Here is an 18,611-nt window from a genome sequence, read left to right as displayed (position 1 = left end):
GCAGGGTTTCAGACCTCCGGCCACCAGGCCGGGTCGGTCCAGAGCCCGAGCTCCTGCTCGAGTGCGGCGCCGACGCGGAAGACGGCCGCATCGTCGTACGTGCGGCCGACGATCTGCACGCCGGTCGGCACGCCGTTCGGCGCGATCCCCGACGGCACGGCGAGGACGGGCACGCGGCCGATGACGTTGAACGGCAGCGTCATGAGCATCGAGAAGATCGCGGCACTGTCGGTCGACGGCTCGTCGGCGGCGAACCCGGTCGTCGCGATCGTCGGGCAGACGAGCGCGTCGTACCCCGTCATGAGCTCGGCGAAGGGGCGGTAGAACGCGCTCTCGGCGACGAGCCCGTCGACGTAGTCGCCCCCCGCCGCCGCCGACTCGGCGAACGCCCGCGTGTACGGCATGAGCTGTTCGGTGCGAGCGGGGTCGCCCTCGGCGATCGACTCGATGAACGGCCCCATGACGGCACCGAAGTGCGGCCACGCGGTCTCGAGGGTGCGTGCGGGACCCCAGGGCAGCTCGACCAGGTCGACGGTCGCACCGGCGGCGACGAGCGCGCGGTCGACCGCGCGGGTGTTCGCCTCGACCGCGGGGTCGACGTCGTACCCGCCGAGGTCGAGGCTGAGCGCGATACGCACGCCGTCGAGCGGGCCGACGGCTCCCGAGACGGTCGCGAGGTCGCGAAGGGATGCCGCGTCGCCGAACCACGGGCCGGAGATCACGTTCTGCAGCATCGCGACGTCGGCGACGCTGCGACCCATCGGGCCGTCGGCGCAATAGGTGTCGGAGTTGAACGGCGCCATGCCCGGCACGCGCCCGAACGGCGGCTTGAAGCCGACGACGCCGCAGAACGACGACGGGATGCGGATCGAGCCGCCGATGTCGGAGCCCGTCGCGAGGATCGTCGAGCCGGCCGCGAGCACCGCGCCCGAGCCGCCCGACGAGCCGCCCGGCGTGAAGTCGGGATTCCAGGGGTTGCGCGTGACGCCCCAGAGCTTCGAGTGGGTCACGGGTGCGCAGCAGTACTCGGGCGTCGTCGTGCGCGCATGGATGACGGCGCCCGCGGCCTGGATGCGCTCGACGATCGGGTGGGTCTCGCTCGCGATGTGGCCCTGCTCGAGCAGGCATCCGTCTTCAAGGAGCCGGCCGGCGATCGGCTGCTCGTCCTTGAGCATGAGCGGGATGCCCTCGAGCGGGCGCAGGTCGTCGCCTGCGGCGAACCGTGCGTCCGACGTGCGCGCGGCGTCGCGCGCCTCGTCGATCCACTGCTCGGTGACCGCGTTGATCACGGGTTCGGTCGCCTCGGTGCGGGCGATCACCGACTCGAGCAGGTCGACGGGCGAGAGCTCGCGCCGTCGCATCAGCTCGGCTGCCTCGATGGCCGTGAGCCGGAACAGGTCCATGTGGGGTGTGCCTTTCGGGTGAGACCGGTGGTCGGCGACGCGCTCGTCGCGACCGTCCGTACTTTGTACGCTTCCGTACACTGTACGGACGATACTCTTGCACGCATGGCGTCACGTCAAGGGGCAGGGCAGGCGACCGATGCGCGCCGCCCGCGCGAGCCCCGCAAGACCCTCACCCGACGCGAGGTCACCGACGCCGCGATCGCGCTCGTCGAACGCGACGGGCTCGAGTCGCTGACGATGCGCCGCCTCGCGACCGAGCTCGGCTTCGCGCCGATGAGCCTCTACACGCACGTGCGCAGCCGCGACGACCTCGTCGACGCGATCGTCGAGCAGCTCATCGAACGGCTCGACCTGCACGAGGAGCCGGGCGAGCCGTGGCAGCAGGCCGTGCGCCGTACGCTCGGCGCCTACCGCGACCTCGCCGTCGCGCTCCCGCACGCGTTCGAGCTGCTCGCCCTCGCACCGTACGACACGTCGCCCGTGGCGCCGCACCTCGTCGGCGTGCTCGCCGGGCTCGAGCACGCCGGGCTCGCGCCCGACCAGGCGCGACAGGTGCTCGGCATCGTCGACGCGTACGCCTCGGGGTTCCTCGTCGTGTGGGCACGCAGCAACGCACCGGACCGTGCGGCGGCCTCTGGCGGTACCGCGTCGGCCGGGGTCGCCGGAATGCGAGACCTCGAGACGTTCGACCAGGGGCTCGAGGCCCTCATCGCCGGGCTCGACGCCACGCTCGTGGCGGGTGCGACGGCGACGAACCCTTGACATCGACTCACGGACCAATTAGCGTCGCTCGGCGATGGGTACGCTGATCTACTCCTGAGTGGTGAGCCGTGTCGAGCATCTGCTCCACGGCTTCCGCGTCGATTCCGGCACGCGCCGAGCGCGGCTGATCGACGCGCCGTCGACCACCACTGAGCATTCGGCCCGCAGCCGCGGCTCGCGCACGCCACTGAGCGGTGTCCGCGAGCCCGACCGGCGTTCGCGCACCCGCGAACGGGCCGGGAACGGAGCACCCTCCATGACCACCAGCCAACTCTCCCTGCACGCCGTCACGAAGCGCTTCGGCGAGCGCGTCGTGCTCGACCGCGTCGACCTCTCGCTCCGGCCCGGCGAACGGGTCGGCATCATCGGCGACAACGGCGCGGGCAAGTCGACCCTGCTGCGCCTGATCGGCGGCGCGCTGGCCCCCGATGCGGGCGAGCTGATCGCCCGATTCGCGAGCGGTGTCGGCACCCTCGACCAGGTGCTCGAGCTGCCCGCCGGCGCGACCGTCGCCGACGCGATCGACGCGTGCTCGACCGAGCTGCGCGCACTCGAGCACGCCATGCACGCCGCCGAAACCGGTCTGGCCGGGCTGTCCGGCCCGGCGCTCGACGCCGCACTCGACGACTACGCCTCGCTCACCGGGCGGTTCGAGGCGCGCGACGGCTACGGCGCCCCCGCACGGCTCGACGCGTCGCTCGAGGCGCTCGGGGTCGGCGGCATCCGCCGCGAGCGCGCGTGGGCGACGCTGTCGGGCGGCGAGCGCTCGCGCGTCTCGCTCGCGGCGACGCTCGCCGCGAACCCCGAGCTGCTGCTGCTCGACGAGCCGAGCAACGACCTCGACGACGACGCCTGGCGGTGGCTCGTCGACCGGCTGCGGGCGCACGACGGCACGGTCGTGGCCGTGACGCACGACCGTGCATTCCTGCAGGCCCTCACGCACGTCATCTGGGAGGTCGACGCGGCCGACGTCGCGCGCCACGGCGACGGCTACGACGGCTACCTGATCGCGAAGCGCAACGAGCGCGAGCGGCACCGGCTCGCCTACGAGACCTGGAAGGCCGAGCTCGCCCGCAACCGCGAGCTCGTCGCGGCGAACGCCGGCCGGCTCGCGGCGATCCCGCGAAAGATGGAGAAGGCGGGCATGGGCCACGGGGCCTTCACGCCGCGCAGTCGCACCCACGGCGCGATGGGCCGCATCCGCAACGCGAAGGAGCGCCTGGCGCGGCTGCTCGACACGCCGGTGACCCCGCCGCCGAAGCGGCTCGCGTTCCGCGCGACGGGCATGAACGTCGCCCCCGCGCCGGGCATCGGGCCGGATGCCCCGGGCGACCCGAACACGCCGCTGCTCGTGCTCTCGGGGGTGCGTGTGGCCGAGGCATCCGTCGACGATCTCGAGCTCGCGGCCGGAGGCCGACTGCTCGTCACCGGCCGCAACGGCATCGGCAAGACGAGCCTGCTGCGGGTCATCGCGGGCGAGCTGCGGCCGGAGGCGGGCACGGTGACCGCGCCGCCGCGCGTCGGCCACCTGCGCCAGCACAGCGCGATCCGGCCGAGCCGGCGGTCGTTGCTCGAGGTCTACGCCGAGGGCATCCGCGACGACCTCGAGACGGCGGAGGGCCGGCTCATGCCGCTCGGGCTGTTCCACCCGCGCGATCTCGCGGTGCCGGTGGGGGCGCTCTCGTACGGGCAGCGGCGCCGGCTCGAGCTCGCGCTGCTCGTGAGCGAACCGCACGAGCTGCTGCTGCTCGACGAGCCGACGAACCACCTGTCGCCCGATCTCGTCGAAGACCTCGAGGGCGCCCTCGAGACGTTCACGGGTGCGGTCGTGCTCGTCTCGCACGACCGGCTGCTGCGCGAGCGGTTCGGGGGCGAGCGGTTGCGGCTGGGCGACTGAGGGCGCCGGCGACGTGCGCGAACGCCCGGCCCGCATCACGCGGACCGGGCGTTCGCCGGATGGGTCGGCGCGGATCAGCCCTTGCCGGGGCGGGATGCCTCGATCGGGAAGCTCCACGCGTTCACGCCGTCGCCCGTCGCCGAGTCGATGCCGTCCTGCTCCGCGTACGAGACGAGGATGCGGGCGTCATCGGCGAGCGCGGCGCGCGTGGCGGCGTCGATCGGCACGGCGAGCTTGCCCGTGCCCGCGCCGACGGCCTGCTCGAAGGTGCCGAGCAGCCGGCCGCTCATGTCGGGCGACCACGGCGGGGCGGCACCGTCGGTCGGCGAGCACGCCTCGAAGCCGTACACGTCGCCGGCGCAACTCGACGTCCAGACCGGGATGAACGTCGTGTCGCCCTTCCAGAGGAAGACGCGCACGGTGCCGGCCTCGTCGGCGCGGTACGAGATGCGCACGTCCTTCTGCTGGATCTTGACGTCGGTGACGCTCATCGCCTCGCTCGGCTGCACCCCCGAGATCGTGCCGCCGCGGGTGGCCGACTGCGCGACCGTCTGCGGCGACTGCACGCCCTGCAGGGCGGTGTCGGGGATGATCGGCGCCGAGGCCTCGGTCGACCGGTCGGCCGGGGGCGCGTAGCCGTCGAGGTACGCGTGGCCCCAGCGGTAGGGCTCCGACTGCTGGCTTCCGAAGGCCGACCACGCGGTGCGGGTCTGCCCGATGAAGTCCTGCGTGTCGGAGTCGTACGGCGTGACGTTGAGGCCGAGGTACGTCGGGTCGACGTCGTTCTCGGCCGCATCGCCCGAAGGCACCGCGCCGGTCGGGCCGACCGCGGCGGGCAGGTCCGCGAGCGGCACCTTCACCTCGAGGTCGTAGCCGCCGCCGGCGTAGGTGCCGTCGGCCTCGCGTGCGACCTCGACCGCCACCTCGACGCCTTCGGCGTTGAGTCCGCCCTCGACGGTCTCGGCGAGCGGGCCCGTCGAGAACCCCTGGTGGTTGTCGGCGTCGCGCGACCAGCACGGGCCGTTCTCGCCGTTGCCATTCGCACCCTCGGCGTCGTCCGTGAAGGGGAACATGCCGAGCTTGAACGTCGTCGACGTGTCGACCGAGTCGCCGCGCGGGTCGAGCAGCAGCTCGACCGAGTCGACGAGCCAGTGGCCGAAGCACCGGTCGGGCGTCGCCGCCGCGCTCGCGACGTCGTCGGTCACGCGGATCTGCGCGTACAGCGCGTCGGCGTACCAGCCGAGCTTCGCGAGGCTGCCGTCGCCGCAGTCGACGCCGTCGGCGGCGCAGGCCGCGCCCTCCCAGCGGGTGCCGACGTCGACGGGGTCGCCCGTGTAGACGTCGTCGGCGCGGCCGTCGACCGTCGGCGCCGAGGCGAGCTCGGGGATGACGACGGTCGGCACGAGGTACACGGTCTCGTTCTCGGTCGACGTGCCCGCGCCCGAGGTCGTCGTCGCGGTGAAGGTCACCGTGCGGCTGCCCGGGTCGGCCGGGTCGGTGTGCGTGACGACGAACTCGACGGTCGCGGTGTCGCCCGGGGCGAGCCCCGTGAACGGCTTGGATGCCGCGTCGGCGACGAATCCGGCCGGCAGCGTGAGCGCGACCTCGCCCGACTCGGTCGAGGCGGTGCGGTTGGTCACCTCGACGGGCACGGTCACGGTCTCGCCGGCGCCGATCTGCGCGACGGCGTTCGAGCGACCGCCCACGTAGGCGTCGTGGTCGCGCGTCCACTGCTCGTACTCGGCCATGTTGCCCCAGCGCTCGAAGCGGCCCTCGACGGGGGCGACGAGCTCGACGCGGGCGTCGTTGTACGCCGTCACCTCGCCGTCGAAGGATGCCGCGAGCTTGTAGACCCCCGCGGCCGCGTCGGCGGCCGGGGTGACGGTGAACGTCGCGTCCGAGGCATCCTCGTCGCCGATGCCGTCGAGCTCGACGGGCTCTGAGACCTGCCAGCCCGCGGGCACCGCGAGGCTCACAGTGCCGCCGGCGAGGTCGCCCTCGCCGGAGCGCGCCGAGACGGTGACCTCGAACGGCTCCCCGGCGGCCTCGTAGTACTCGCCCACTGCGAGCGAGAACTGCGAGCCGAGGGGCATGCCGCCCGGGTCGGCGACGACGGCGCCGTAGAGCACCGCGTCGTCGTTCGCCGAGGCCGGCGAGCTGTTGGGCTGCATCGGCACGATCGACTGCGAGACGCCGTAGCGCTGGCAGGTCGGGTTGACGAGGCCCTTCTCCATCACGCGCGCCTGGGTCGGGTGCGCGCGACCGCCCTCGCGGCCGACCTGCGCCCACGTCTTGGCGGTGCCGGCCTGCTGGCCCTGCACGTTGCCCTCGGCCCAGACGTACGGCGAGTCGTAGCCGGTCCACGTGCCGACGACCGTGAACGGGTTCGTCGCGGCCGGCGTGAAGCCCGTGTTGCAGTTCGGCGCGGCGGTGCCGCCCGAGCCGGTCGTCAGGCCGCCGGCGAGGACCTTCTTGACCTGCCAGGTGTCGACGGCGCCCGTGCCCTCGAGCTGTTCTGGGAACATGTCGGGGTCGGCGGCCGCGGCGGCGGCCTCCCAGATCATGCGGCCCTGCGCGTACTGGTGGTTGCCGTGGCCGGCCGCGAGCGACGGCGTGGAGCCGACGAGGATCTCGGGCTGGGTCTCGCGGATGATGCGCACCGTGCGGCGCAGGGTCTCGTCGGCGTCCCACACCTTCGCGGTGAGCGCCGCCGAGGTGTTGTAGAAGAAGTCGACGCGGTCGAGGTTGAAGATGTCGATCGTGCCCGAGCGCACGTGCGAGGTGCGATCTTCGTTCTCGCGGCGCAGGCCGAGGTCGGGGCCGGCCTCGGGGCCGACCGAGTTCGAGCCGCCCTCGCCGCGGGTGGCCATGATGATGCCGCAGCGCACCCCGTAGCGGTCGTGCCAGACGCCGCACGGCGTCGTGAACCCGGCGTCGTCGTCGGGGTGGGCCCAGATGCCCATGACGTCGATCTTGCCGCGCTCGGTGTCGATGGCGACCGAGGGGTCGCCGGCTGCGAGCTTCGTCGCGGCGTCGGCCGCCGTCGTCTCGCTGCCCATCGTCGCCGCGAGCGCCGTGCCAGGCGTCAGGAGCACGGCGGCCGCGACCAGCGAGGTCAGCAGGATGGCGTGATGTCGTTTCATGCGGTCCTCCGTTGGACACTCGGACGACGGACTGCCGCCCGATCATTCCCCTCAAGCTAGAGCAGACTCGATCGAACAATCAAGCAGTTTCACGCAAATTCGCGCATGAATGCGTGCGCGTAGTTGCGCGCACGCGGGCATGGCGATGCGGGGTGCGCGCCACCAGACGCGCGCACCCCGCCCTGCGCCGGCCACGCCCGGCGCGCCCGCCTCACTCGCGCACGGCGCCCTCGATCATGCCCTTGATGAAGTGCCGCTGGAGGAAGACGTAGAGCAGCACGATCGGCAGCGCGACCATCACCGCGCCCGCCGCGAGCAGGGCGGTGCCCTGCGTGTACTGCCCCTGGAAGAACGCGAGGCCGAGCGGTGCCGTGCGCACCGAGCCGTTCGGCGACATCACGAGCGGGATGAGGAACTCGTTCCACGTCCACATGAACGTGAGCAGCACGAGCGTGAGGATCGCCGGGCGCCCGATCGGCACGAGCACCTGCCAGAGGATGCGCATCGACCCGGCGCCGTCGAGCCGAGCGGCGTCGATGAGCGCGCGGCTCGAGGTGCGGAAGTACGTGCGCATCCAGTACGTGCCGAACGCGATCGACATCGCGACCTGCGGCAGCGCGACGCCCCAGACGGTGTTCGTGAGCCCCACGACCCGCAGGTCGAAGTAGAGCGGCACGATGAACGCCTCGGTCGGCACCATGATGCCGAGCAGGAACACGTAGAACATGACCGTCGCCCCGCGGAACTTCATCGTGCCGAGCGCGTACCCGGCGAGGATCGATGCGAGCACCGCGATGACGACGACGATCACGGCGACGACGAGCGAGGTCAGCATGTACTGGCCGAAGCGGCCGATCTCCCACGCCTCGGGGAAGTTCTCGGGGTGGAACCAGCCGCCCTCGCGCGCGGCCGACGCGCTCTGCGGGCCGAACGCGAGCGACACGATGACGGCGATCGGGCCGAGCACGATGAGCGCGAACGCGACGAGCACGACGTAGTTCGCGCCCCGTTCGATCGGGGACACCTTCACGAGCGGTCTCCGATCATGTTCACGATGCCGTTGATGGCGAAGACGATGAGGGTGAGCACGACGCCGACGGCCGTCGCGACGCCGACCTCGCCGAGCTCGAACGCCCGGCGGTAGATCTCGTAGCTCGGCACCGTCGTCGACGTGCCGGGGCCGCCGCTCGTCGTGACGTAGACGAGGTCGAAGGTCTTCAGGGCGGCGACGATCGTCAGCGTGAGCGCGACCGTGATCTCACCGCGCACCATCGGCAGCGTGATCGCGAAGAACTCGCGCACGGGCCCCGACCCGTCGAGTCGCGCCGCCTCGTACAGCTCGCGCGGCACCCGGCTCATGCCGGCCATGAGCAGCACGGTCACGAGGCCCGTGCACACCCAGGTGCCGATGAGTCCGACCGCGGGCAGCGTGAAGGTGTAGTCGCCGAGCCACGGCCGGGCGAGCGCGCCCAGCCCGATCAGGCGCAGGAACCCGTTGAGCGGGCCGTCGGGCGCGTAGATCTGCCGCCAGGTGACCGCGACGACGACCATCGCGATGACCTGGGGCAGGAAGATGACGCTGCGGAAGAACCCGAGCCCGCGCACCTGGGCGCGGGTCAACAGGCTCGCGAGCAGCAGGCCGATGCCGAGCGGCAGGATCGCGTAGAAGAACACGAGCACGAGCGCGTGCCAGAACGCCTCGCGCAGTCGCGGGTCGTCGAGGATCTCGACGTAGTTGTCGAACCCGACGAACGTCGACGCCCCGAGCCCGTCCCACTGGAAGAGCGAGAACTGCGCGGCGCGACCCAGCGGGAAGAGCAGGAACGCGCCGTACAGCAGGATGGCGGGGGCCATGTAGGCCCAGGGAACCCACGCCGATCGGGCGGAACGCCGCGAGGCGCTCCGCCCGATCGTGGTCGTGCCGTCACTCATTGCTCGCGACGAACTCCGAGTAGTCGGCCTCGAGGGTCTCGGTGAACTGCTCGGGCGTCGTCTGCCCGGCGAGCAGGTCCTGCAGCGCCTGTCCCATCGTGTCGCCGAACGTCGGCGTCGCGTAGTCGAGGTACGGCAGCAGCGCACCGTCGCCGGTGACGTCGCCGAACACCGTGAACACGTCGGCCATCACGCCCTCGCTCGGGGCGAGCTCGGCGGTGCGGTTGACGGGCAGGTTGCCGGTGTCGGCGAGCACCTGCATCGCCTCGTCGCTCGTGATGAAGTCGATGTAGGCGGCCGCGACGTCGGTGTTGTCGGCGGCCGACGTGATCGTGAACGGCAGGCCGGTGCCGCCCGTGGTCGCGGGCGTGCCGTCGCCCGTGTTCGGGATGAAGAACCCGACGTCGTCGCCCATGGCGTCGGCGAGGTCGGCCGCGAGCCACGAGCCGCCGATGAGGAAGACGCCGTCGCCCGCAGCGAGCGACTGCCAGGCCGCGTCGTAGTCGGTGCCGTTGACGCCGTCGTTGAAGTAGCCGGCGTCGACCCAGTCCTGCAGGGTCTTCGCGGCCGCGACGTTCTCGGGCGTGGTCCAGCTCTGGCCGGCGTTGCCGAGGCCCAGGTCGGTGATGGCCTCGGCGTCGACGTGGTCGCCCTGCACGGGGCCGAACACGTGCAGCGCGGGCCACTTCTCGATGTTGCCGAGCAGCATCGGGGTCTCCCCCGCGTCCTTCGCGGTCTTCAGCGCGGCGTCGAACTCGCTCCAGTCGGCGGGCACCTCGATGCCGAGCTCCTCGAGCTTCTGCTTCGAGTAGAAGACGCCGACCACCTCGCCGACCTGGGGCAGGCCGTAGAGGCTGCCGTCACCGAACACCTTCGCGTCGTCGCTGTACGTCGAGTACTGCAGCACCGACGGCGAGTACCGGTCGGTCCAGCCGTAGGCCTCGGCGTAGTCGTCGAGCGGGCGCAGCTGGTCGGCGGCGACGAACTGGCCCATCGTGTTGCGGCCGTTGTTCGCCTGCACGACGTCGGGCGCGTCGGCGTCGGTGAGGGCGAGCCGCAGTGTCGTGGCGAGGTCGTCGAACGACTGCGAGTTGCGGTCGATCGTGACGTTCGGGTACTTCTCCATGAACGCTTCGTTGAGCTGCTCCATCTGCTCGTTCTGGCCGCCGCGCACCTCCTGGTCCCACACGGTCAGGGTGACGTCGCCCACGTCCGAGATGTCGGTGCTGATGTCGCCCGTGTCGGCGGTGCTGCCGGGGTCGGCACCGGTGCCGGGGGCGCAGCTCGTGAGCGCGACGACGAGTGCGGCGCCGCCGAGCGCGACCGCGGTCAGTCGGGTGTTCCGTCTCATGATGTACCTCTCTTCTCGGGATTCGATCGCCGGGCCGCTGTGGAGCCGTAGTCGGCGAAGGGGAAGGTGAGCTCCGCTCTGCGGCGCCCGGATGCCTCGGGGAAGGCGTCGTCCATGAACGCGAAGCGGGCCGCGAGCCCGCGGTCGTCGCCGTCGCGCGTGCGCTGCCACCAGTCGGCGAGGTCGCCCCGGCCGGGCGCGCCGACGGCGCCGCCCGCGTGCTCGACCGCGAGGGCCGCGCACAGCGCCGCGAACGAGAGGCGCTCGGCGAGCGGCAGTTCGTGCAGGGTTCCGAAGATCAACGCGGCGGCGAAGACGTCACCGGCGCCCGTGGCATCCCGCCCGTTCGCGGGCACCGCCGGCACCTCGACCGCGTCGCCGCTGCCGGCGTCGATCGCGATCGCGCCGCGCTCTCCGCGGGTGACGACGACGAGCGGCACGAGTCGGGCGAGTGCGCGGGCCGCCGCGACGGCGGAGTCGGTGCGCGTGTAGGCCATCGCCTCGGTCTCGTTCGGGGTGAAGGCGTAGCAGTCGGCGAGCGGGCGCAGGTCGGCCGGATCCCATCGTTCGCTCGGATCCCAGGCGAGGTCGGCGAAGACCTTCGTGCCCGCGCGGGCGGCGGTGCGCCACCAGTCGTCGCCGCGGCCGCCGCGGGCGGTACCGAGGTCGACGAACGCGGCGCGTGCGCGCGGATCGTCGCCGACGAGCTCGCCGGCGCTGAACGGCGACGGTTCTTCGCGGGTGACCATGCTGCGGTCGCCCCCCGAGGCGATCGAGACCGTGACCGGGGTCGGCCAGCCCGGTACGAGGCGCGAGCGGCCGAGGTCGATGCCCTCGCGGTCGCCGAGGAACTCCCAGCACCAGCGACCGTAGACGTCGTCGCCGAGCGTCGCGGCGAGCGACGTGCCGAGCCCGAGGCGGGCGGTCGCGACGGCGAGGTTGGCGACGCCGCCGGGGCTCGAGGCGAGGCCGTCGGCGTAGACCTCGGTGCCCGGGCGCGGGGTTCCGGCCACGCCGGTCATCACCAGGTCGAAGAACACCGGCCCGGTGAGCAGCACGTCGACGGTGCCGTCGGCGACCCGTTCTGCCACGCATCCTCCTCGATTGCATCACCAGCGCGATCGCGAGATCGGCTTTGACTGAACATACTCTCGAATGAACGGTTCTGCGTCAATTCATGCTCGAAATCGTCGATTCATGCTCGAAGTTGACTGCTAGCATCATGCTCATGCTCACAGCTACGAGACAGGCTCAGATCCTGAACTCCCTGCGCGCCGACGGCGAAGTCACCGTCGAAGAGCTCGCCGTGCAGTTCGGCGTCTCGCTCTCGACGATCCGCCGCGACCTCAATGCGCTGAGCGCCGAGGGGCTCCTGCGGCGCGTGCGCGGCGGCGGCAGCATCGAGCCCGACCAGATCCCGTTCACCGACGTCGAGCGCCAGCACGCGCCCGAGAAGCTGCGCGTCGCCGAGCGCGCGGCCGAACTCGTGTCGGAGGGCGACGTGGTCATCATCGACATCGGCACGACCACCGCCCTGCTCGCGGCGCAGCTGCGGGGCCGGCGCATCACGGTCATCACCTCGAGCCTCGCGGTCATCGACGAGCTGCGCGACGACGACGTCGTCGAGCTCATCGTGCTCGGCGGCGCCGTGCGCAAGAACTACAACTCGATGATCGGCACGCTCACCGAGCAGGCGCTCGCGCAGATCCGCGCGACGACGTGCTTCCTCGGCACGAGCGGCATCCGCGCCGACGGCACCATCAGCGACACGACCGGCATGGAGGTTCCCGTGAAGCGGGCCATGATCGAGTCCTCGCAGCGCACTGTCGTGCTGGCCGACGCCTCGAAGTTCCCCGGCGTCGGGGTGCTGAGCGTGTGCGGGCCCGAGCAGATCTCGACGGTCGTCACCAACGACGATGCGGATGCCGCGACCCTCGACCTGCTCCGCGAGCAGGGAGTCGAGGTGATGACGGCGTGAAGCTCACCATCATCGGCGGCGGCGGGTTCCGCGTGCCCCAGGTGTTCGAGGCGGTCGCGGCCGACGACGCGCCCGTGCGCATCGACGAGCTCGCGCTGTACGACGTGAGCGCATCGCGGCTCGAGACGATCGGGGCGATCGTGGCCCGGCTCGCGCAGACGCGCCGGCACGTGCCCGCGATCACGACGACGACCGACCTCGCCGAGGCGCTGAGCGGCGCCGACTTCGTCTTCAGCGCCGTGCGCATCGGCGGCACCGCCGGCCGAATCCTCGACGAGCGCACGGCGCTCGAGCTCGGCGTGCTCGGCCAGGAGACCGTCGGTCCGGGCGGCCTCGCCTACGCGTTGCGCACGGTGCCGTTCATGACCCGGCTCGCCGAGACGATCCGCCGGGTCGCCCCCGAGGCGTGGGTCATCAACTTCACGAACCCGGCGGGCATCGTGACCGAGGCGATGCAGCGCGTGCTCGGCGACCGCGTCGTCGGCATCTGCGACACCCCGATCGGGCTCATGCGCCGCGCCGCCGCGGCGACGGGCGCCTCGGCCGACGCGATCTCGTTCGACTACGTCGGGCTCAACCACCTCGGCTGGCTGCGGTCGGTCACGGCCGGCGACGACGACCTGCTGCCGCGCCTGCTCGAGTCGGATGCCTCGCTCGAGACGATCGAAGAGGCGAGGCTCATGGGCTTCGACTGGGTGCGCGCGATCGGCGCGCTGCCGAACGAGTACCTGTACTACTACTACTTCACACGCGAGGCGACGGCCCGCATCCGCGAGGCGTCGTCGACGCGCGGCGAGTTCATCGACCGCCAGCAGGCCGCGTTCTACTCGGCGCCCGGCGACGACCCGCTCGCGACCTGGCTGCAGGCGCGCCACGATCGCGAGTCGAGCTACATGGCCGAGAGCCGCGACGCCGACGAGGAGCGGCACGCCTCCGACGTCGACGGCGGCGGCTACCACCAGGTCGCGCTCGATCTCATGGCGGCGCTCGCGACCGGCCGCCCGTCGACCATGATCCTCAACGTGCGCAACAACGCCCTCGTGCCGCAGCTGCCCGAGGACGCGGTGGTGGAGGTCGGCTGCGTCGTCGACGCCGACGGCGTGCACCCGTGGCCGATCGCACCCGTGCGCGGCGACATGCTGGGCCTCATGACCCAGGTGAAGTCGGCCGAGCGCCTCGTGATCGGCGCCGTGCACGAGCGGTCGCGCGAGCTCGCGTGGCGCGGCTTCGCCGCGCACCCGCTCGTCGACTCGGTCGAGGTCGCGCGTTCGCTCGTCGACCGCTACAGCCAGGCGTTCCCCGAGATCGGCGAGACGCTCACGCGGTAGGCGCGCGGCGACTCGGCGGAGAGATCGTCGGCAGCCGGGTCATCTCGACCACACGAAGTAATTCAGGCCGAGGAAGACGCCCATGAGCGCCCAGCACGTACCGACGAACGCCACCGTCGAAGGCGTGAACCTTCGGGCCATTCGCGACTTCGGGCCGCCGAGGGTTCTCGTGTAGACGTCGCGATACCAGCGTGCGACCGGGCGCCGGTACACGACAAGACTCGTGCCGCCGACGATGGCCAACGCGATCCAGACGACGACGGCCGCTGTGGTTCCCACGTCCGGCCTCCTCGGTCGATGGATGCGGCACTGTAGTGGGCCGTCGACGGAAGCATAGACGTCCGTCGGCGCCGACCATCGGTCGCTGACGAATCCTCGAGTTCATCTGGACGGGTCGGCTCCTCGGCGCGACACTGAGAGGTGCGGCGACGTCGCCGCGTCCGCATGACCGGCGGTGGCGGCCCGGCCGGCGAGAGGAGCGCCTCATGAACACCGATCAGCCTCCGGAGCCGTACCTCGTCCTCGACCGGCTGCTGCGCGAGGGATTCTCGGGCGGCGACACCCGCGTCGTCGACGAGCTCTGCTCGCCCGACTTCGTCGAGCACCAGTTCGGCTTCCGCGGCACGCCCGCCGAGTCGATCGAGAAGATCAAGCGCGGCATCGACGACCTGCACCGCGGCATGCCCGACTTCAGGCTCGCCGTCGACGACTGGGTCGTGCAGGGCGACACGGTCTGGACCCGCGCAACGGCGACCGGCACGCAGACGGGCCCGTTCATCGGCCCGCCGACCGGCCGCGCGATCTCGATCACCGTGTTCGACGTCGCGCGCGTCGTCAACGGCCGCATCGTCGAGCACTGGGGCGTGCCCGACCGCTTCGCGATGCTCGCGCAGACGGGCGCGCTCGAGCGGCTGCGCGGCTGATCGGCCGCTCGGCGGCTCGTCCGCTCGCCCGCGACGGCGGCGACGGCGGCCGCGGGCGTCAACCCCGGTGCGGATGCCTCGTGGCCGGCGTACCTTGTCGACCGTGGCCGTCACCGGCACGAGTGCGCCGGCCTCGTCGCGGCCGGGGTAAGGAGTGTTCGTTTCGGGACGTCGGCCACATGACCACACGACCACACCCCGCGCGACCACATGACCACACCGAGGAGGAACGACATGGCCAAGGGCGACATCGAGACGCGCTCGAATCGCGGTCAGTGGGAGAACCACGTCGAAGGCGACCCCGAGCTCTCGCAGAGCTTCGCCAGCCGCGAGGAGGCCGTCGAGGAGGGCGCACGCCTGGCCGCGGCGATGGGCACGCGGCACATCGTGACCGACGCCGAGCCGACGGGTGCCATCACCGACGAGGACAGTGCCTCCGAGCGCTGAGACGGGCGAGAACCGCCCATCCGAATCGGGGGTTCGCCCCCTGTCGGCCCGATCGGCGCGGTCGTAGCTTGCCGCTGTGACCACCGAGACCGCTCAGAAGACCGCCGCTCCCGACCGCCCGGGCACGCCGGGCGACACCCCCGTGGCCTCCCCTGTGCCCCGCCGCACCACGACGCGCGTCGCCTGGACCTGGGTGCTGCTCTCGTCGCTCGGCATCGCCGCGTTCGCGGTCATGCCCTACCTCACTGCTCCGCTGCGCGAACTCGCCGAGTCGCGGTCGGGCGGCCTCGCCGGCAACTACGCCGAACAGCCGCTGCCCATCCAGATCGCGTTCTACGCACACATCCTCGGCGGCGGCATCGCGCTCGTGCTCGGCCCGCTGCAGTTCTGGCGCGGCCTGCGCGACCGGCATCCGCGCGTGCACCGGTGGATCGGACGCACGTACCTCGCCGCGATCGGCATCGGCGGCATCGCCGCACTCGTCATCGCGCCCGTCAACGACGCCGGACTCGTCGGCCTCTTCGGCTTCGGCGGGCTCGGGGTGCTCTGGCTCGTGACGGGGTGGCTCGCGTACCGCGCGATCCGCCGGCGCGACGTCGCCACGCATCGCGCCTGGATGATGCGCAACTTCGCGCTCACGTACGCCGCCGTGACCCTGCGCATCTGGCTGCCGCTGCTGCTGCTCGTGCAGGTGCCGTTCCTCACCGAAGGCACCGACTTCGACGCTGTGTTCGCGAACGCCTACGCTGCCGTGCCGTTCCTCTGCTGGGTGCCGAACCTCGTCGTCGCCGAGTGGCTGATCGCCCGACGCGGACTCCCGGGGTTCTGGCGCCAGGCCGGCGCCGTCACCGGGCCGGCGTGATACTCGATGCAGTCGGCCTCGCCATCGGCGCACCGAGCTGGACTACCGCGCGGTGCTCGACGCCGTTCTCATACGAGACGAACTCCGCAGTCAGCGCGATCTCGGTGGGGCGGCCGGGAAAGTCTCGTCGACCGAGCTCGAGCAGGCCGGCCCACTCGCGTTCGCCGACGTTCGCGGCGTAGGCGAGCGACATGTGGAACACCCATTCATCGAGCGGCAGCTCACCGATCCGAGTGAAGTCGGTGGCATCGAGCATCGTCGTGAGGCTCCCATATGCGTCGACCAGCGAGCTCGTACGCTCGAGCCGGGCGATGACGATCTGGAACGGCGGCGGAAACCCATCGATGGCGTCGAGTCGGAGCTCGATCGGCGCCTGGCGTGCGGCCCAGACGGCGAGCGCTGCGGCGAGTTCATCACGACGCTGAGGCTCGAAGAAGCCGCGAAGCGTGACGTGCCCGGTGTGCGGATGGGTGACGCCTTCGGGAGACAGGCCGAGCAATCGCGCCTGCTCGGCGCGGTAGCAGGAAGCGACGTCGCCTTCGGGCCGGATGACGAGGTACTGCTGTCCTTCGAGTGACTCGAGCATCGAAGGATCGGTCATGAATGCTCGTACCATCCGCACCTCGCTTCCCACCCCCGATGCTACGGCCGAGCGGCCCGCCCAGAAGGCCGACCCACGCCCGAGTCAGCGTGCGTGCGCGTCGGGCGCGATGATCGGCACACCTGCCGCGGCGAGTTCGCCGAGCGCCGGGTTGCCGGGCTCGCCGTCGGTGATGATTCCGGCGACGGCGTCGAGCGGCACGACCGGGTAACGGGAGGCGGTGCCGATCTTCTCGGCGCTCGCGAGCACGTAGGTCTCGGCGGCACGTGATGCGAGGGCGCGCTTCATCGCGGCCTCGTCGGCGTCGCCGGTCGTCAGGCCCGCGGTCGGGTGCACCCCGGTGACGCCGAGCAGGAAGAGGTCGGCGCTGATCATGCCGGCCGCCTCGACGGCCGCGGCACCGCAGGCCACGGCGGAGTGCTTGAACAACCGGCCGCCGATGAGGAACACCTCGGCCGCGTGGTCGAGCAGCCGGCTCGCCACCGTCGGGCTGTGCGTGATGACGGTGCACTCGAGCGTCGTCGGCAGCGCGTCGACCACGGCGAGCGCCGTGGTGCCGCCGTCGACGATCACGGTGGCGCCGGGTTCGATGAGCCCGACGGCGGTCGCCGCGACGAGACGCTTGCTCTCGGTGGCCACGTGCGTGCGGGTCGCGTAGTCGGCGACGGCCGGCGAGGCCGGCAGGGCGCCGCCGTACACGCGCACGGCCAGGCCGGCGGCGTCGAGCTCGCGCAGGTCGCGTCGGATGCTGTCTTCCGACAGCCCGAGCTCGAGCGCCATCTCCTTGGCGACGACGCGTCCGTCTCGACGGAGTCGCTCGAGGAGCAGGTCTTTGCGTGCAGCGGCGAGCATTCCGATTCCTTCCTGTTCTTTCACGATTCTGCAGTATTGTGCCGGATATGAGCAAGCCCATGATGATCCTGATCGCCGGCCCCTACGCCTCGGGCACGGGTGGCGACCCCGAATTGATGGCGAAGAACCTGCAGCGCCTCGAGGAGGCGGCCTGGCCGATCTTCCGCGCCGGCCACGTGCCCATGATCGGCGAATGGGTGGCACTCCCCGTGCTCTCGAGCGCCGGGGCGAGCGGGCCGAGCGATCCGCTGGCGGCCGAGGTCATGTACCCGACGGCCGAGCGTCTCCTGCAGCTCTGCGATGCCGTGCTGCGACTGCCGGGCGAGTCGCGCGGGGCCGACCAGGACGTCGCGATCGCACAGGGTCGCGGCATCCCCGTCTATTACTCGCTCGACGAGGTGCCGGGCATTGCGGCTGCGGCCTGACGCCACGGCCGACCGGCCGGCGGGGCGCTACTCGGCGTCCCCGCCGGACCCGGCCACCTGCTTGCGCGCGTAGAAGTCGCGCACGCGGTTGCGGTTGCCGCAGTCGGAGGCGACGCACCAGCGGCGGTTGTGCCGCGGCGAGGTGTCGAGGAAGACCCAGCCGCACACGGTGTCGGCGCACTGCGAGAGCCGGTCGAGGTCGTCGCGCAGCAGCAGGTCGACGGCGGCGAGCGCGAGGCGGCGGCGCGGCAGCGCGAGGTCGATGTCGAAGCTCCAGGCCCACCCGTCGCCGGCCCGCACGAGCGAGCCCGAGGCGACCGCCTCGGCGTGCACCCGCGTGACCGGGTCGCTCGGCGCGCCCTCGTAGCAGACGGCGTAGAGCGTCTCGCGCAGGTCGCGCACGCGCGCCCACTCGTCGGCAGCCTCGATCGGATGCTCCGCCGCGAGCTTCCGCAGCGCAGCAGCCTGCGACGCATCGACGAGCCCCGACTGCTCGGCGAATCGCACGACGTCGTCGTAGTCGACGAGGTAGTCGACGAATTCGTCGGGCGCCCGACGCTCGAACACGGTGTTCATCAGGTCGAGCCCGACGGCACCGGCGATCTGCGCGAAGGGCCGCTCGCGCCGTCGATAGATGACCGGAATCGCCATGAATCGATACTAATGCCTGTTTCGGGCTTTACGCATTCGATTCCGTCTGCCAG

General features: G+C 71.7%; 18 protein-coding genes. 8 read left to right on the top strand and 10 right to left on the bottom strand.

Going from position 1 to position 18,611, the window contains the following annotated elements:
• Window positions 1–8: 8 nt before the first annotated feature.
• Window positions 9–1,403 (bottom strand): amidase, encoded by a 1,395-nt coding sequence (locus AC3RJ6_RS06185; protein ID WP_491426039.1) that lies wholly within the window; start codon window positions 1,401–1,403, stop codon window positions 9–11.
• 105 nt (window positions 1,404–1,508) lie between these two features.
• Between AC3RJ6_RS06185 and AC3RJ6_RS06180 the strand changes: the two genes are divergently transcribed.
• Both AC3RJ6_RS06180 and AC3RJ6_RS06175 read left to right on the top strand, forming a co-directional pair.
• The gene (locus AC3RJ6_RS06180) at window positions 1,509–2,168 is read left to right on the top strand and encodes a TetR/AcrR family transcriptional regulator (protein WP_491426037.1); all 660 of its coding nucleotides are present in this window, start codon (window positions 1,509–1,511) and stop codon (window positions 2,166–2,168) included.
• Window positions 2,169–2,424: 256 nt separating this feature from the next.
• Complete coding sequence (locus AC3RJ6_RS06175) at window positions 2,425–4,065, top strand: ABC-F family ATP-binding cassette domain-containing protein (protein WP_491426036.1); 1,641 nt, start codon at window positions 2,425–2,427, stop codon at window positions 4,063–4,065.
• Window positions 4,066–4,139: 74 nt separating this feature from the next.
• Here the strand turns inward: AC3RJ6_RS06175 and AC3RJ6_RS06170 are convergent, their stop codons facing one another.
• The 5 genes from AC3RJ6_RS06170 to AC3RJ6_RS06150 form a co-directional block, all read right to left on the bottom strand.
• Complete coding sequence (locus AC3RJ6_RS06170) at window positions 4,140–7,208, bottom strand: NEW3 domain-containing protein (protein WP_491426035.1); 3,069 nt, start codon at window positions 7,206–7,208, stop codon at window positions 4,140–4,142.
• Window positions 7,209–7,419: 211 nt separating this feature from the next.
• On the bottom strand, window positions 7,420–8,238 hold the full coding sequence (locus tag AC3RJ6_RS06165) for a carbohydrate ABC transporter permease (RefSeq protein ID WP_491426034.1): 819 nt from the start codon (window positions 8,236–8,238) through the stop codon (window positions 7,420–7,422).
• Complete coding sequence (locus AC3RJ6_RS06160) at window positions 8,235–9,062, bottom strand: carbohydrate ABC transporter permease (protein WP_491426033.1); 828 nt, start codon at window positions 9,060–9,062, stop codon at window positions 8,235–8,237. The genes AC3RJ6_RS06165 and AC3RJ6_RS06160 overlap by 4 nt, the downstream gene beginning before the upstream one ends.
• Before the next feature lie 70 nt (window positions 9,063–9,132).
• Window positions 9,133–10,491 (bottom strand): ABC transporter substrate-binding protein, encoded by a 1,359-nt coding sequence (locus AC3RJ6_RS06155; RefSeq protein WP_491426031.1) that lies wholly within the window; start codon window positions 10,489–10,491, stop codon window positions 9,133–9,135.
• Window positions 10,488–11,582, bottom strand: a complete 1,095-nt coding sequence (locus AC3RJ6_RS06150) for a carbohydrate kinase family protein (protein ID WP_491426030.1) — start codon at window positions 11,580–11,582, stop codon at window positions 10,488–10,490. The genes AC3RJ6_RS06155 and AC3RJ6_RS06150 overlap by 4 nt, the downstream gene beginning before the upstream one ends.
• 137 nt (window positions 11,583–11,719) lie before the next feature.
• Between AC3RJ6_RS06150 and AC3RJ6_RS06145 the strand changes: the two genes are divergently transcribed.
• On the top strand, window positions 11,720–12,469 hold the full coding sequence (locus AC3RJ6_RS06145; protein ID WP_491426028.1) for a DeoR/GlpR family DNA-binding transcription regulator: 750 nt from the start codon (window positions 11,720–11,722) through the stop codon (window positions 12,467–12,469).
• Entirely contained in the window at window positions 12,466–13,797 is a 1,332-nt protein-coding gene (locus AC3RJ6_RS06140; protein WP_491426027.1) for a 6-phospho-beta-glucosidase, read from the top strand. Before AC3RJ6_RS06145 ends, AC3RJ6_RS06140 begins: the two co-directional genes overlap by 4 nt.
• 39 nt (window positions 13,798–13,836) lie before the next feature.
• Here the strand turns inward: AC3RJ6_RS06140 and AC3RJ6_RS06135 are convergent, their stop codons facing one another.
• Entirely contained in the window at window positions 13,837–14,076 is a 240-nt protein-coding gene (locus AC3RJ6_RS06135) for a hypothetical protein (protein ID WP_491426026.1), read from the bottom strand.
• A gap of 206 nt (window positions 14,077–14,282) precedes the next feature.
• Here AC3RJ6_RS06135 and AC3RJ6_RS06130 point away from each other — a divergent pair, with 206 nt between their 5' ends.
• The 3 genes from AC3RJ6_RS06130 (at window position 14,283) to AC3RJ6_RS06120 (ending at window position 16,029) form a co-directional block, all read left to right on the top strand.
• Window positions 14,283–14,720, top strand: a complete 438-nt coding sequence (locus AC3RJ6_RS06130; RefSeq protein ID WP_491426025.1) for an ester cyclase — start codon at window positions 14,283–14,285, stop codon at window positions 14,718–14,720.
• A 234-nt stretch (window positions 14,721–14,954) separates the two neighbouring features.
• Window positions 14,955–15,167, top strand: coding sequence for a DUF2188 domain-containing protein (locus AC3RJ6_RS06125; protein WP_491426024.1), 213 nt, complete (start codon window positions 14,955–14,957; stop codon window positions 15,165–15,167).
• Between the two features lie 76 nt (window positions 15,168–15,243).
• Window positions 15,244–16,029, top strand: coding sequence for a DUF2306 domain-containing protein (locus AC3RJ6_RS06120; protein ID WP_491426023.1), 786 nt, complete (start codon window positions 15,244–15,246; stop codon window positions 16,027–16,029).
• On the opposite strand, the gene AC3RJ6_RS06115 is transcribed toward AC3RJ6_RS06120, so the two are convergent.
• Both AC3RJ6_RS06115 and AC3RJ6_RS06110 read right to left on the bottom strand, forming a co-directional pair.
• Window positions 16,013–16,630 (bottom strand): 2'-5' RNA ligase family protein, encoded by a 618-nt coding sequence (locus AC3RJ6_RS06115; protein ID WP_491426022.1) that lies wholly within the window; start codon window positions 16,628–16,630, stop codon window positions 16,013–16,015. The genes AC3RJ6_RS06120 and AC3RJ6_RS06115 overlap by 17 nt on opposite strands.
• 84 nt (window positions 16,631–16,714) lie before the next feature.
• Window positions 16,715–17,482 carry a DeoR/GlpR family DNA-binding transcription regulator gene (locus tag AC3RJ6_RS06110; RefSeq protein WP_491426021.1) on the bottom strand — a complete coding sequence of 256 codons (768 nt, stop codon included), beginning with the start codon at window positions 17,480–17,482 and terminating at the stop codon, window positions 16,715–16,717.
• 47 nt (window positions 17,483–17,529) lie between these two features.
• Here AC3RJ6_RS06110 and AC3RJ6_RS06105 point away from each other — a divergent pair, with 47 nt between their 5' ends.
• Window positions 17,530–17,907: a DUF4406 domain-containing protein gene (locus AC3RJ6_RS06105; protein ID WP_491426020.1), complete on the top strand. Its 378-nt coding sequence runs from the start codon at window positions 17,530–17,532 to the stop codon at window positions 17,905–17,907.
• A gap of 27 nt (window positions 17,908–17,934) precedes the next feature.
• On the opposite strand, the gene AC3RJ6_RS06100 is transcribed toward AC3RJ6_RS06105, so the two are convergent.
• Window positions 17,935–18,558: a CGNR zinc finger domain-containing protein gene (locus AC3RJ6_RS06100; RefSeq protein WP_491426018.1), complete on the bottom strand. Its 624-nt coding sequence runs from the start codon at window positions 18,556–18,558 to the stop codon at window positions 17,935–17,937.
• Window positions 18,559–18,611: the final 53 nt, after the last annotated feature.

The sequence above is a fragment of the Agromyces cucurbitae genome (assembly GCF_058349945.1).
The sequence above is the reverse complement of the archived record's forward strand: the minus strand, read 5'-3'. Positions and strand labels throughout refer to the sequence as shown.

Coding starts and splice junctions, on each gene's coding strand:
- AC3RJ6_RS06105 (WP_491426020.1), top strand. CDS start 17,530: ATGAGCAAGCCCATGATGATCCTGATCGCCGGCCCCTACGCCTCGGGC.
- AC3RJ6_RS06155 (WP_491426031.1), bottom strand. CDS start 10,491: ATGAGACGGAACACCCGACTGACCGCGGTCGCGCTCGGCGGCGCCGCA.
- AC3RJ6_RS06180 (WP_491426037.1), top strand. CDS start 1,509: ATGGCGTCACGTCAAGGGGCAGGGCAGGCGACCGATGCGCGCCGCCCG.
- AC3RJ6_RS06160 (WP_491426033.1), bottom strand. CDS start 9,062: ATGGCCCCCGCCATCCTGCTGTACGGCGCGTTCCTGCTCTTCCCGCTG.
- AC3RJ6_RS06110 (WP_491426021.1), bottom strand. CDS start 17,482: ATGCTCGCCGCTGCACGCAAAGACCTGCTCCTCGAGCGACTCCGTCGA.
- AC3RJ6_RS06115 (WP_491426022.1), bottom strand. CDS start 16,630: ATGACCGATCCTTCGATGCTCGAGTCACTCGAAGGACAGCAGTACCTC.
- AC3RJ6_RS06125 (WP_491426024.1), top strand. CDS start 14,955: ATGGCCAAGGGCGACATCGAGACGCGCTCGAATCGCGGTCAGTGGGAG.
- AC3RJ6_RS06145 (WP_491426028.1), top strand. CDS start 11,720: ATGCTCACAGCTACGAGACAGGCTCAGATCCTGAACTCCCTGCGCGCC.
- AC3RJ6_RS06170 (WP_491426035.1), bottom strand. CDS start 7,208: ATGAAACGACATCACGCCATCCTGCTGACCTCGCTGGTCGCGGCCGCC.
- AC3RJ6_RS06100 (WP_491426018.1), bottom strand. CDS start 18,558: ATGGCGATTCCGGTCATCTATCGACGGCGCGAGCGGCCCTTCGCGCAG.
- AC3RJ6_RS06185 (WP_491426039.1), bottom strand. CDS start 1,403: ATGGACCTGTTCCGGCTCACGGCCATCGAGGCAGCCGAGCTGATGCGA.
- AC3RJ6_RS06130 (WP_491426025.1), top strand. CDS start 14,283: ATGAACACCGATCAGCCTCCGGAGCCGTACCTCGTCCTCGACCGGCTG.
- AC3RJ6_RS06175 (WP_491426036.1), top strand. CDS start 2,425: ATGACCACCAGCCAACTCTCCCTGCACGCCGTCACGAAGCGCTTCGGC.